Origin of the sequence: Enterobacter sp. SORGH_AS_0287 (assembly GCF_031453695.1) — a bacterium.
Taxonomy (GTDB): Bacteria; Pseudomonadota; Gammaproteobacteria; order Enterobacterales; family Enterobacteriaceae; genus Enterobacter; species Enterobacter ludwigii.
In genome coordinates, this window is record NZ_JAVIZW010000001.1 from 1,658,758 (window position 1) to 1,671,564 (window position 12,807).

The 12,807-nt window shown below is 53.9% G+C and carries 13 protein-coding genes and 2 pseudogenes; 8 read left to right on the forward strand and 7 right to left on the reverse strand.

Going from position 1 to position 12,807, the window contains the following annotated elements:
- Window positions 1-45: 45 nt before the first annotated feature.
- Window positions 46-1,042, forward strand: a pseudogene (gene gapA / locus QE396_RS07905) (glyceraldehyde-3-phosphate dehydrogenase).
- 74 nt (window positions 1,043-1,116) lie between these two features.
- Window positions 1,117-2,001, forward strand: a complete 885-nt coding sequence (locus QE396_RS07910) for a D-hexose-6-phosphate mutarotase (protein WP_014169640.1) — start codon at window positions 1,117-1,119, stop codon at window positions 1,999-2,001.
- Window positions 2,002-2,048: 47 nt separating this feature from the next.
- On the opposite strand, the gene QE396_RS07915 is transcribed toward QE396_RS07910, so the two are convergent.
- Window positions 2,049-2,903: an aldo/keto reductase gene (locus QE396_RS07915; protein ID WP_020884443.1), complete on the reverse strand. Its 855-nt coding sequence runs from the start codon at window positions 2,901-2,903 to the stop codon at window positions 2,049-2,051.
- Window positions 2,904-2,994: 91 nt separating this feature from the next.
- On the reverse strand, window positions 2,995-3,744 hold the full coding sequence (locus tag QE396_RS07920) for a MipA/OmpV family protein (protein WP_014169638.1): 750 nt from the start codon (window positions 3,742-3,744) through the stop codon (window positions 2,995-2,997).
- 433 nt (window positions 3,745-4,177) lie between these two features.
- On the opposite strand from QE396_RS07920, the gene yeaG reads away from it, so the two are divergent.
- From yeaG to QE396_RS07935, 3 genes are all read left to right on the forward strand, one after another.
- A complete protein-coding gene (gene yeaG, locus QE396_RS07925; RefSeq protein ID WP_014169637.1) occupies window positions 4,178-6,112 on the forward strand; it encodes a protein kinase YeaG in 1,935 nt (644 codons plus the stop codon).
- A 101-nt stretch (window positions 6,113-6,213) separates the two neighbouring features.
- Window positions 6,214-7,497: a YeaH/YhbH family protein gene (locus QE396_RS07930; RefSeq protein ID WP_014883442.1), complete on the forward strand. Its 1,284-nt coding sequence runs from the start codon at window positions 6,214-6,216 to the stop codon at window positions 7,495-7,497.
- A gap of 114 nt (window positions 7,498-7,611) precedes the next feature.
- Entirely contained in the window at window positions 7,612-8,112 is a 501-nt protein-coding gene (locus QE396_RS07935; RefSeq protein ID WP_014169635.1) for a YbaK/prolyl-tRNA synthetase associated domain-containing protein, read from the forward strand.
- A 28-nt stretch (window positions 8,113-8,140) separates the two neighbouring features.
- On the opposite strand, the pseudogene yoaI reads toward QE396_RS07935, so the two are convergent.
- Window positions 8,141-8,236 (reverse strand): annotated as a pseudogene (gene yoaI, locus QE396_RS07940) (small membrane protein YoaI); the annotation flags it as partial.
- Window positions 8,237-8,381: 145 nt separating this feature from the next.
- Here yoaI and QE396_RS07945 point away from each other — a divergent pair.
- Window positions 8,382-8,828 carry a DUF441 domain-containing protein gene (locus QE396_RS07945; RefSeq protein WP_014169633.1) on the forward strand — a complete coding sequence of 149 codons (447 nt, stop codon included), beginning with the start codon at window positions 8,382-8,384 and terminating at the stop codon, window positions 8,826-8,828.
- Here the strand turns inward: QE396_RS07945 and QE396_RS07950 are convergent.
- Window positions 8,812-9,603, reverse strand: a complete 792-nt coding sequence (locus QE396_RS07950; RefSeq protein WP_020884444.1) for a helix-turn-helix transcriptional regulator — start codon at window positions 9,601-9,603, stop codon at window positions 8,812-8,814. The two genes, QE396_RS07945 and QE396_RS07950, sit on opposite strands and share 17 nt — an antisense overlap.
- Window positions 9,604-9,702: 99 nt before the next feature.
- Between QE396_RS07950 and QE396_RS07955 the strand changes: the two genes are divergently transcribed.
- On the forward strand, window positions 9,703-10,890 hold the full coding sequence (locus QE396_RS07955; RefSeq protein WP_020884445.1) for a CynX/NimT family MFS transporter: 1,188 nt from the start codon (window positions 9,703-9,705) through the stop codon (window positions 10,888-10,890).
- A 30-nt stretch (window positions 10,891-10,920) separates the two neighbouring features.
- On the opposite strand, the gene QE396_RS07960 is transcribed toward QE396_RS07955, so the two are convergent.
- Complete coding sequence (locus QE396_RS07960) at window positions 10,921-11,628, reverse strand: CTP synthase (protein WP_014169630.1); 708 nt, start codon at window positions 11,626-11,628, stop codon at window positions 10,921-10,923.
- A gap of 151 nt (window positions 11,629-11,779) precedes the next feature.
- On the opposite strand from QE396_RS07960, the gene QE396_RS07965 reads away from it, so the two are divergent.
- A complete protein-coding gene (locus QE396_RS07965; protein WP_014169629.1) occupies window positions 11,780-12,124 on the forward strand; it encodes a DUF488 domain-containing protein in 345 nt (114 codons plus the stop codon).
- On the opposite strand, the gene QE396_RS07970 is transcribed toward QE396_RS07965, so the two are convergent.
- Both QE396_RS07970 and QE396_RS07975 read right to left on the reverse strand, forming a co-directional pair.
- Window positions 12,125-12,430, reverse strand: coding sequence for a hypothetical protein (locus tag QE396_RS07970; RefSeq protein WP_020884446.1), 306 nt, complete (start codon window positions 12,428-12,430; stop codon window positions 12,125-12,127).
- A gap of 80 nt (window positions 12,431-12,510) precedes the next feature.
- Window positions 12,511-12,765 carry a DUF333 domain-containing protein gene (locus QE396_RS07975; protein ID WP_020884447.1) on the reverse strand — a complete coding sequence of 85 codons (255 nt, stop codon included), beginning with the start codon at window positions 12,763-12,765 and terminating at the stop codon, window positions 12,511-12,513.
- Between the last annotated feature and the right edge of the window lie 42 nt (window positions 12,766-12,807).

Here is a 12,807-nt window from a genome sequence, read left to right on the forward strand (position 1 = left end):
TTTACAGGCAACCTTTTATTCACTAACAAATAGCTGGTGGAATATATGACTATCAAAGTAGGTATCAACGGTTTTGGCCGTATCGGCCGTATTGTTTTCCGTGCTGCTCAGAAACGTTCTGACATCGAAATCGTTGGTATCAACGATCTCCTGGACGCTGAATACATGGCGTACATGCTGAAGTACGACTCAACTCACGGTCGTTTCGACGGCACCGTTGAAGTGAAAGACGGCCACCTGGTTGTTAATGGCAAAACCATCCGCGTTACTGCTGAGAAAGACCCAGCTAACCTGAAATGGAACGAAATCGGTGTTGATGTTGTAGCTGAAGCTACCGGTATCTTCCTGACCGACGAAACTGCGCGTAAACACATCACCGCGGGTGCGAAAAAAGTTGTTCTGACCGGTCCTTCTAAAGACAACACCCCAATGTTCGTTCGTGGTGCAAACTTCGAAACTTACGCTGGCCAGGACATCGTTTCTAACGCATCCTGCACCACCAACTGCCTGGCACCGCTGGCTAAAGTAATCAACGACAACTTCGGCATCGTCGAAGGTCTGATGACTACCGTTCACGCGACCACCGCGACTCAGAAAACTGTTGACGGCCCGTCTCACAAAAGACTGGCGTGGCGGCCGTGGCGCGGCTCAGAACATCATCCCATCCTCTACCGGTGCAGCTAAAGCTGTAGGTAAAGTACTGCCAGAACTGAATGGCAAACTGACTGGTATGGCGTTCCGCGTTCCAACTCCTAACGTATCCGTTGTTGACCTGACCGTTCGTCTGGAAAAAGCTGCTTCTTATGAAGAAATTAAGAAAGCAATCAAAGCTGCTTCCGAAGGCGCAATGAAAGGCGTTCTGGGCTACACCGAAGACGACGTTGTATCTACCGATTTCAACGGCGAAGTGTGCACTTCCGTGTTCGATGCTAAAGCGGGTATCGCACTGAACGACAACTTCGTGAAACTGGTTTCCTGGTACGACAACGAAACCGGCTACTCTAACAAAGTACTGGACCTGATCGCTCACATCTCCAAATAAGTTGAGATGAGTTCTTGATCCAAAAAGGCGACTTCGGTCGCCTTTTTTATTGTTTTTAGACAGAGGATTGCTTAATGATTAATAAAATTTTTGCACTTCCGGTAGTCGAACAACTTACCCCTGTGCTCTCCCGTCGCCAGATTGATGGTGCGGATATCATCGTCGTTGACCACCCGCGCGTAAAAGCCTCCGTGGCGCTGAACGGCGCACACCTGCTCTCCTGGAAACCTGAAGGCGAAACGGAAGCACTGTGGCTGAGCGACGCGACCTCCTTTAAAAAAGGGGATGCGATTCGCGGCGGCGTGCCTATTTGCTGGCCATGGTTTGGTCCTTCCGCTGAGAAAGGCCTGCCTTCTCACGGTTTTGCCCGTAACCAGCAGTGGACGCTGAAAGCGCACAATGAAGACGATAACGGTGCGGTACTGACCTTTGAGCTGCAGGCGAATGAGGAAACCCGCGCCCTGTGGCCGCACGATTTCACCCTGTACGCACGCTTCAAGCTGGGCAAAACCTGCGAAATCGAACTGGAAGCGCACGGTGAATTTGAAACCACCTCCGCCCTGCACACCTATTTCAACGTTGGTGACATCAGCGCTGTGAAGGTGAGCGGCCTTGGCGATACCTTTATCGACAAAGTGGATAACGCGAAAGAAGGAAAACTGAGCGACGGCATTCAGACGTTCCCGGACCGTACTGACCGCGTTTACCTGCATCCGGAAGCGTGCAACGTGATCCACGACAGCGCCCTGAACCGTGGTATCGAAGTGGTACACCACCATCACAGCAACGTGGTGGGCTGGAACCCAGGCCCGGCACTTTCTGTCAGTATGGCCGACGTGCCTGATGACGGTTACAAAACGTTCGTCTGTGTGGAAACGGCGTGCGTCACTGCGCCACAAAAAACCAGCGAAGAAAAACCGTCTCGCTTAGGGCAGACAATCAGTATTGTGAAGCGCTAATACGCTTCTGCCCCTCTTCCTGTAAAGGAGAGGGGCATGCGTCAGGATTAAACGACATCCAGCGGGAGTTTATGGGTGGGTGGCGGGAAAGCATTATCCAGTTTGTGACGTTCTTCCGCGGTGAGGGTTATCTCCAGCGCTCCAGCGTTGGCGTTAACATGCTCAATCGAGGCCGCTTTCGGTATGGCAATAACACCCTGATGGCGGATAACCCACGCCAGCAGAATTTGGGCGGCAGTGGCGCGGTGGTTATGCGCGATGGCATTCACGACCGGATGGTTCATCAGCCCCGAACGCAGGCGCCCGGCCTGAGCCAGCGGGCAGTAAGCCATCACCGGCATCGCCTGTTGCTGACACCAGGGAAGCAGATCAAATTCAATTCCCCGTGACGCCAGATGATAAAGCACCTGATTAGTGGCACAGGCGGAACCGCCCTCTTCGCGCCACAGCGCCTGCATATCTTCATAATCCAGGTTTGAGACGCCCCAGCGGCCAATTTTTCCCTGCTGCTGGAGTGTGTCCATCAGCGTAATGGTTTCATCCAGGCCATAATTACCGCGCCAGTGCAGAAGGTAGAGATCGATATGGTCTGTCCCGAGACGTCGCAGACTGGCATCACACGCCGCCTGGCCTTTCTGACCGCCAGCGTTCCACGGGTAGACTTTTGATACCAGAAAAACGTTGTCGCGCTGGCCCTTAATGGCCTCCCCGACCACCTCTTCCGCTCCGCCTTCGGCATACATTTCAGCGGTATCAATTAACGTTAACCCCAGATCAATGCCCGCCCGCAGTGCATTCACTTCGGATTTACGCTGGCTGGCTTTTTCTCCCATATACCAGGTACCCTGTCCAATAGCCGGAAGTGGACGCCCTGCGGAAAAGGTCACGGTTTTTACGCTCATATCATCCCCTCTTTTTCGTTGCACCACACCAATGCAAACGGGGCGCAAGCGCCCCGTTTTGATGCAATGATTGCACTGTTTTAATGCACAATCAGAACTTGTAGGACACACCGACTGAGAATATGCCCGCCCAGGACTTATCAACCATCGGGCTGTCTTTCACTTCATCGCTCAGACGCTCATAGCGCCCGGTACCGTAGACGTTCCAGTCACCGAGGAAGTTATAGCTCGCCGTCAGTTCAAGGTACGGATCCCAGCCGTCGTCCGCACTGTAGCTCTTCAGACCGCTACGACGGGATTCGTTCTTAGAAACACCATAGTAGTAGTCGTTGTAGTTCTCACTGTTATATTGCACACCGATACCCGGGGTTAGCGTTAACGCGCCGTTGGTGTAGCGATAGAGCCAGGCCAGATCCCAGATAAAACCGTTGCTGTTATCCAGCGTATCCCCCGCAAGTGCGGTACGCAGGAAGCCATATTCGGTGTTATGCACATAAGAGAGTCCCGCCATCATGGTGCTCTTACGCTTGTCGAGCTGGCGAAGCGCATGGCTGTCGCTGTCACCCGGCTTGAAGTGCGTCGGATCGTAGTAAGCCATGATGGAGAGCTTGTCGGCCGTATCATTCCAGAGATAGTAGCCACCGCCCAGACCGCGGAACCAGAAGTTATCGCCTTCATAGGTGACAACCGGAACTGGATAAACATCACGATCATACTGTTTGTATGGGCTGTTAATCACGCCAACACCCGCGCCAACAGTCCACTGACTTTCCGCCGCCTGTGCGGTGCTAACAGCGGTTGCGGCAAGTACGCCCAATGCCAGAAGTTTGAGTTTGGTCACAATCCATTCTTTCCTGTAGTCAAATAATCAGCGAGAGAAGTTTAACCGCCATTGTCGTACATCCCAAAATTTTTTGCCTGCTAATCAGTCTGATTAACCCGTTATTTTCAACTTTTCAGGTGACAGCCTGCTTTCATTTATATGACTACTGAATGAAAAACGTGCTTTTACCCTAAAACAGCAGGGTAAATTTTTGGATGAGTTATTGATATGTCATTGAAATTAGATTTTATCGGCATGCAAGTTTTGCAAATGCCATCTACGCTTTAAATTAAGAAGAGTTTTTTCTGAACACCCTGCGGTTCTTAGCGTCTGACCTGGCACACAGGTTGCTGCTCTGGCAGTGAGGTGCGAGAGATTCTCTTCCGGGAGCCTCCCACTACTCATACGAACGGCTCTTATCCTGTGCTAAAAAACGAAAGGACGGCATGCCATGAATATATTCGATCACTATCGCCAGCGTTATGAAGCTGCCAAGGACGAAGAGTTCACACTGCAGGAGTTTCTTACCATTTGTCGGCAAGATCGCAGTGCCTATGCCAATGCGGCAGAACGGCTATTAATGGCTATTGGTGAGCCAAACATGGTTGATACTGCCCTGGAACCTCGGCTTTCCCGTCTCTTTTCGAATCGGGTGGTCGCCCGCTACCCGGCGTTTGAAGAGTTCTATGGTATGGAAGATGCCATCGAACAGATTGTCTCCTACCTGAAGCATGCCGCCCAGGGTCTGGAAGAGAAGAAACAGATCCTTTATTTACTCGGCCCTGTGGGTGGGGGTAAATCATCACTGGCTGAACGTCTGAAATCACTGATGCAGCGCGTCCCTATCTATGTGCTGAGCGCTAACGGTGAACGCAGCCCGGTGAATGACCATCCGCTGTGCCTGTTTAATCCGCAGGAAGATGCGCAAATTCTGGATAAAGAGTTTGGTATTCCGCGGCGCTATCTTGGCACCATCATGTCGCCTTGGGCGGCAAAACGCCTGCACGAGTTTGGTGGGGATATCACCAAATTCCGCGTCGTCAAGGTGTGGCCATCCATTCTGGAACAGATTGCTATCGCCAAAACTGAACCGGGGGATGAGAACAACCAGGATATCTCCGCTCTGGTGGGTAAAGTCGATATTCGTAAGCTGGAAAACTACGCGCAAAACGACCCGGATGCCTACGGTTACTCGGGTGCGCTGTGCCGCGCCAACCAGGGGATTATGGAGTTCGTCGAGATGTTTAAAGCACCGATTAAAGTGCTGCATCCGCTGCTGACGGCCACCCAGGAAGGGAACTACAACGGTACGGAAGGTATTTCCGCCCTGCCGTTTAACGGCATTATCCTCGCGCACTCAAACGAATCTGAGTGGGTCTCCTTCCGTAATAACAAAAACAATGAGGCGTTCCTTGACCGTGTCTACATCGTCAAAGTGCCTTATTGCCTGCGGATCTCCGAAGAGATCAAAATTTACGAGAAACTGCTTAACCACAGTGAGCTGGTACACGCACCTTGCGCACCAGGCACTCTGGAAACGCTGTCACGCTTCTCCATTCTTTCGCGCCTGAAAGAGCCGGAAAACTCCAGCATCTACTCGAAAATGCGTGTGTATGACGGGGAAAGTCTGAAAGATACCGACCCGAAAGCGAAGTCTTATCAGGAGTACCGCGACTACGCCGGTGTGGACGAAGGGATGAACGGTCTGTCCACGCGTTTCGCCTTTAAGATCCTCTCCCGCGTGTTTAACTTCGACCATGCGGAAGTGGCGGCCAACCCGGTTCATCTGTTCTATGTGCTGGAGCAGCAAATTGAACGCGAGCAGTTCCCGCAGGAACAGGCTGAACGCTACCTTGAGTTCCTGAAAGGCTACCTGATCCCGAAATATGCGGAGTTCATCGGCAAAGAGATCCAGACCGCCTACCTGGAGTCTTATTCAGAGTACGGGCAGAACATTTTTGACCGTTATGTCACCTATGCTGACTTCTGGATCCAGGATCAGGAGTACCGCGACCCGGATACCGGACAGCTGTTCGACCGGGAATCCCTGAACGCAGAGCTGGAAAAAATCGAGAAGCCGGCCGGGATCAGTAACCCGAAAGACTTCCGTAACGAGATTGTGAACTTCGTCCTGCGCGCCAGAGCGCATAACAACGGACGTAATCCGAACTGGACCAGCTACGAGAAACTGCGCACGGTAATCGAGAAGAAAATGTTCTCCAATACCGAAGAGCTGTTGCCGGTGATTTCGTTTAACACCAAAACGTCAACCGATGAGCAGAAAAAGCACGACGATTTTGTCGACCGTATGATGGAGAAAGGCTACACCCGCAAACAGGTTCGCCTGCTCTGCGAATGGTATCTGCGCGTACGTAAATCGTCTTAATACAAGTACAAGTGCCCGGTAGCGCATACGCCTGCCGGGCTACAAAAAAATGTCCGGCACGTCCGGACACTGCAAGTTGGCAAATGCAGTACGGGGGATATATGACCTGGTTTATTGACCGTCGTCTTAACGGCAAAAACAAGAGCACGGTAAATCGCCAGCGCTTCTTGCGCCGTTATAAAGCGCAAATTAAACAGTCGATCTCCGAGGCCATCAACAAACGCTCGGTGACCGACGTCGACAGCGGCGAATCTGTCTCCATCCCCACCGATGACATCAGCGAACCGATGTTTCATCAGGGACGTGGCGGCCTGCGCCATCGCGTACACCCAGGTAATGACCACTTCGTGCAGAACGACAGAATCGAGCGCCCGCAAGGCGGCGGGGGCGGTTCAGGAAGCGGTCAGGGACAGGCCAGCCAGGACGGTGAAGGACAGGATGAGTTTGTCTTCCAGATTTCAAAAGATGAGTATCTCGACCTGCTGTTTGAGGATCTGGCGCTGCCGAATCTGAAAAAGAACCAGCATCGTCAGCTTAACGAGTACAAAACCCATCGCGCGGGATATACCGCAAACGGCGTGCCCGCCAACATCAGCGTGGTCCGTTCGCTGCAGAACTCTCTGGCGCGACGCACGGCCATGACGGCAGGTAAACGGCGCGAACTCCGCGAGCTGGAGAGCAGCCTGAAGGTGGTGGAAAATACGGAACCGGCGCAACTGCTGGAAGAGGAACGCCTGCGTAAAGAGATAGCCGAACTCCGGGCTAAAATAGACCGGGTACCGTTTATCGACACCTTCGACCTGCGCTACAAGAATTACGAAAAACGCCCCGAACCGTCGAGCCAGGCGGTCATGTTCTGTCTGATGGATGTCTCCGGCTCGATGGACCAGGCCACCAAGGATATGGCGAAGCGTTTTTATATCCTGCTCTATCTGTTCCTGAGCAGAACCTATAAGAACGTGGAAGTGGTCTATATTCGCCACCACACTCAGGCGAAAGAGGTGGATGAACATGAGTTCTTCTACTCGCAGGAGACCGGTGGCACCATCGTGTCGAGCGCTCTGAAACTGATGGATGAAGTGGTGAAAGAGCGTTACGACCCGGCGCAGTGGAACATCTATGCCGCGCAGGCATCAGATGGCGATAACTGGGCAGATGACTCCCCGCTGTGTCACGATATTCTGGCGAAGAAAATTCTGCCGGTGGTGCGTTACTACAGCTATATCGAAATTACCCGCCGTGCTCACCAGACGCTGTGGCGTGAGTATGAACATCTGCAATCGATGTTCGATAACTTTGCCATGCAGCATATCCGCGATCAGGATGATATCTATCCGGTGTTCAGGGAACTGTTCCATAAACAGTCAGCCAACAGCAATGCCTGACCCAACAGCCAGCGAATCCGCTGGCTGTTTTCTTTGCGTCCTGCCTATCCCAACGGCGAAATATTCTGTGCTAAGGTTAAACGCTGCATATTGGTATTTAACAGGTAAATCGCTATGTCTGATGACGTTAAGGGAACAACAACCCACCAGCAACTCATTACGTTGTTAACCCAGCAGGGCGCGCGATTTCGCGTCATGGAGCATGACGCCGTGGGGAAATGTGAAGCGGTGAGTGAGATCCGCGGAACCGATCTGGGGCAAGGGGCAAAAGCACTGGTCTGTAAGGTGAAGGGAAACGGCGTAAAAAAACACGTTCTGGCGATCCTCGCCGCCGATCTGCAGGCCGATTTAAGCCAGCTTGCCAGCCATTTTGGGGGGATAAAAGCGTCTCTCGCAAGCCCTGCCGAAGTCGATACCTTGACCGCCTGCGTTTTTGGCGCCATTCCGCCTTTTAGCTTCCATCCCGATCTGGCACTGGTGGCCGACCCGCTCCTGTTTGAGCGTTTTGATGAAATCGCGTTTAACGCCGGTCTGCTGGAAAAATCCGTGATTATGGATACGCAGGATTATTTGCGTATCGCCCGTCCTGAGCTGGTGACGTTCCATAAAGCGTAATCGTGTAGGCTGGCATCCCGTCAGCTTTTTTTTCCAGAAAAATAACTGACGCGACCAGGATAATGGCAACAGCGAAAAACGATGAAGAGATGATCAGCGTTTCGACAAACATGTGATCGTACATTTTTGCGACCCTTTTTCGATGCCTGCCCCTGTTTTATCCCCCGTAAATGACAGGGTTATGACAGCAGTAAAATCTTTTTAAAAACTGTCTTCAGCCGTGTTTCCGCGTAAAGTAAGCAGGCTTACTCTTTTGGCAAGGATTCCTTATGTTTGACCCGACACTGCTCATTCTTCTGGCCCTCGCTGCGCTTGGCTTTGTCAGCCATAACACCACCGTCGCTATCTCAATTCTGGTGCTGATCATTGTGCGCGTGACCCCGTTAAACACCTTTTTCCCGTGGATAGAAAAACAAGGTCTCACCATCGGGATCATCATTCTGACCATTGGGGTGATGGCACCTATCGCCAGCGGTACGCTGCCTGCCTCGACGCTGCTGCACTCGTTTGTGAACTGGAAATCGCTGATAGCGATAGCGGTAGGCGTTTTTGTCTCGTGGCTGGGCGGGCGTGGCGTTACGCTGATGAGCAGCCAGCCCTCGCTGGTGGCCGGTCTGCTGGTGGGAACCGTGCTCGGTGTGGCGCTCTTTCGTGGCGTTCCGGTGGGCCCGCTGATTGCGGCCGGGCTGGTCTCACTGTTTATCGGGAAGTCATAGTCAGGCTGGCAATATAGCGCGCTGGCGTCTGCCCCAGCCCCTTCTTAAACATCGTGATAAACGCGGTGGTGGAGTCGTACCCCAGCGACTGCGCCACCTGCTGTACCGACTTCCCCCCAATCAACAGCTGTAACGCCACAATAAGCTGCAGCTGATGCCGCCAGCGGCGAAAGCTCAGGCCCGTCTCTTTTACCACCAGGCGCGCCAGATTGCGCTCACTCATGGCGAAGTGGCTCGCCCATTGCGCCAGCGTCTGCCAGGCAGCAGGCTCTTCCGCCATCTTCTCGCTCATCAGCCGGATTTTTGGATGAGGCGAAACGGGCAGTTGCAAATGTTCCTGACGCTGCAGCGGTAGCTCGTCAAAAAGAACATCCACCAGACGCGATGTGGCAGCAAGCGAAAGCGCTTCACGTGATTTTTCCGCCAGCGATAAGATCAGTTCCCGCACCAGAGGGGAGATCTTCAGGGTGCAGCAGCGATCGGGCAAACTTACCGCTCCGGGTTCAATAAACAAAAAGCAAAGCTGGGCACCCGGCGTGGCCTTATTGCTGTGCGGCATCTGGCCAGGGATCCACACGGCATATTGGGGCGGTACCATCAGCATGGCGTTTTCCACTTCGCAGGTAATGGCTCCCCCCAGCGCCAGAATCAGCTGTCCCTTACGATGTTGGTGTCGCGGAATGTATTGTTCCTCCGCCACCACGCGGATGCGAAACGCGACAGCCGCATCATGCTGGCTATCGGGATCGTAGCCGTCCAGTCCGAGACCAATCATCAGGTTGTCCGATATTAGCGATAAACTGTCATTTTAGCCTGATTTCAACCGTGGAGAAAATCGGTATTGTGTGCGCTCGCTTGAACGTATGAGAACACAATGACTACTGCAATTCGGGTTTCAGGAAAACAGGGCGCGCTACTGATCGCAGGTATCCTGATGATTGCCACTACGCTTCGCGTCACCTTTACCGGAGCAGCACCGCTGCTCGATACCATTCGTCTCGATTATGGCTTGAGTACAGCGCAAACCGGTCTGCTGACCACCCTGCCTCTGCTGGCTTTCGCCCTTATCTCCCCGCTCGCCGCAGGTGTTGCCCGGCGTATCGGCATGGAGCGCAGCCTGTTTATCGCCCTGCTGCTGATTTGCGTCGGCATTGCTGTGCGCTCCCTGCCTTCCGCCCCCCTGCTTTTCATCGGTACGGCGGTGATTGGCTGCGGTATCGCACTGGGCAATGTGCTTTTGCCTGGGTTAATTAAACGTGACTTCCCGGGACAGGTTGCCAGACTCACCGGCGCGTATTCCCTGACAATGGGGATCTCCGCGGCGTTAGGTTCCGCACTGATTGTTCCGCTGGCGCAAGGGGAAGCCGGCTGGCATGGCGCCCTGCTAATGCTGATGGCCTTTCCGCTGGCGGCGTTACTGCTCTGGCTGCCACAGTGGCGTCAGAAACACGTTGCGACGGTGACCGGTGCAGGCGCGTTACATAACCGCGCCATCTGGCGCTCTGCCCTCGCCTGGCAGGTCACCCTTTTTCTGGGAATTAACTCGCTGATTTACTATGTTATCATCGGCTGGCTACCGGCGATCCTGCTCAGCCACGGGTATAGCGAAGCCCAGGCGGGTTCTGTGCACGGACTCTTACAGCTGGCCACCGCCGTTCCGGGTCTCGCTGTCCCGCTGATCCTCCATCGTCTGAAGGATCAGCGAGCAATCGCCGGCGTCGTGGCGCTGTTGTGCGCGATAAGCGCAGCAGGATTGTGGTTTGCGCCGGGAATGGCGGTCATGTGGACGCTGGTGTTTGGTTTTGGTACCGGGGCAACGATGATCCTTGGCCTGACCTTCATCGGGCTGCGCGCCAGCTCTGCGCATCAGGCCGCGGCCTTGTCCGGCATGGCACAGTCGGTTGGCTATCTGCTGGCCGCCTGTGGCCCGCCGTTGATGGGCAAAATTCACGATGCTGCCGGTGACTGGCGGTATCCGCTTCTGGCCTGTGCACTGGCCGCCGTGATCATGGCCATTTGCGGTATGCTTGCCGGGCGTGACCGGGAGGTAACGCCCCGTTAGTAGAATGGCAGACCACCAGGTCTGCCTTTTTTATCCGCGCGCCGCGCGCAGCATTGCCTGTACCAGCACCACCGGTCGACCTTCCAGCGCGGCACGTTCATGCTGGAATAAAGTGATCACGAAGAACGGATGGGTCAGTAGCTCCGCGGCGCGAATTTCACCCTGCTCGTCCCAGCCGGTGACGCGCATTTCGCCACTCTCCAGCTCCCGTGCAAATTCCGGCGACACACCGTAATTGCAGTGATATCCCTCCACGATTTCCGGTTTGCCATAGGCTTTGGCGATGAGCGTATTGTTGCGCAGCTCAATTGCATCGGTTTTTTCCACCAGCGAGCAGGTTAATGGCGCAATCACCATTGTGCCTTCGGTATCCGTTTCGGCGTGAGCCGCATCGTGCCAGCCCAGCACATTACGGGCGTACTCAATCAGCGCATGCTGGAACCCGCCGCAGGTGCCGAGGAAGGGAATGCTGTTTTCGCGTGCGTAGCGTGCAGCGATAAAGGCCGCCGCTGTGTTTTTGTACGGGCTTGCGGGAACCAGCCAGATAGCGTCATAACCTACCAGATCTTCCGGGCTGGTCAGTTCCGTGGTCGCGAGCCAGTCATAATCAGCGGTGAGGTCAAGAACGGCAGCGGCGTCGTCAATTGCCAGCGGGATCGCCTGGTGCGCAATAACATCGGGATTGTAATCGCCAACCAGCGCAATGCGCAGTGTGGTTTTAGCCGGGAGGTGTTCCATGAAAGGTTCCTTATGCCTGAGTATTAGCAGATAACATAAGGAACCTCAGACTACCGATCTTCTGCAATTATCACAATACCTTAAATTGGGTGGGTAAAGACAAAGTGCTAGAGTAATACGCAGAACGTTTTGCCGCAGGTGAGGAGAAAAGATGATCCAGTGTAAACGCGTATACGAACAGGCAAGCCCGGACGATGGTTATCGGGTGCTGGTAGACAGACTCTGGCCGCGTGGCGTGAAGAAAACCGATCTCGCGTATGATGAATGGTGTAAAACGCTCACCCCGTCCAATGATTTACGCAAGGCGTTTCATAGCGAAACCCTTGATTTCAACGCCTTCAGCAAGGCGTACCGGGAAGAGCTGGCGCAGCACAAGGACGAGGGGTTGCGTCTTGCGGCGCTGGCCAGCAAGCAGACCTTAACCCTTCTCTATGGCGCGAAAGATAAGGAACACAATCACGCCCTGGTGTTAGCCGACTGGCTGCGTAATGTCTAGTCAGTCGATCATCAGTTCATCAAGGATTTGCGGCGCCGTATCCGGGGTAAGCGGCATCAGATGTTCGGCGCGAATAAACGCAAAGCCGTGCTGATTGTCAAACGCGAAGACATCACCGGTCACCAGCCAAAGCGCGCGATCCGAGGTGGTGGGTAACTGCGTCATGACGCCATTGACCGGATTAACGAAACGCTGGCCGGGCTGACACAGGCCAAACAGTTCAACAGATTTACCAATATTACGACGGCCGGACGCCGTGCGGGCACCGATGATCATCGCCATGCTGCCCGGTTTAAGCTGAAACATACTTCTCTCACGATAACGGTAGCCATCGAAAGGCTAAGAATAATCCTAAAGAGAAGTGTACCGCAGCCACTGTCCCGCTGTCACCTGGCAGGTTGCGGATGATCGCGACGATAAAGCGCCCATTCATCGATCACTTCGCCACCGGGCAACTTGCACTCCGTGCGAACCCCTTGCGGGCTCTGAACCGGGACCTGTTCCCCGCCTTTATTCAGGCAGTAGACGGAGGCGGGATTAGCCATCCCGATAACATGGGGCGGTTTCGGGGCATCAGGCGGGGATGTTTTGGAGGTACAGGCGGCCAGCGGTAACGCCAGTGCCAGAAGCAGTAATCTCATCTCATTGATCCTTTTAACTTCATCAGATTTTAAGGGTAACGG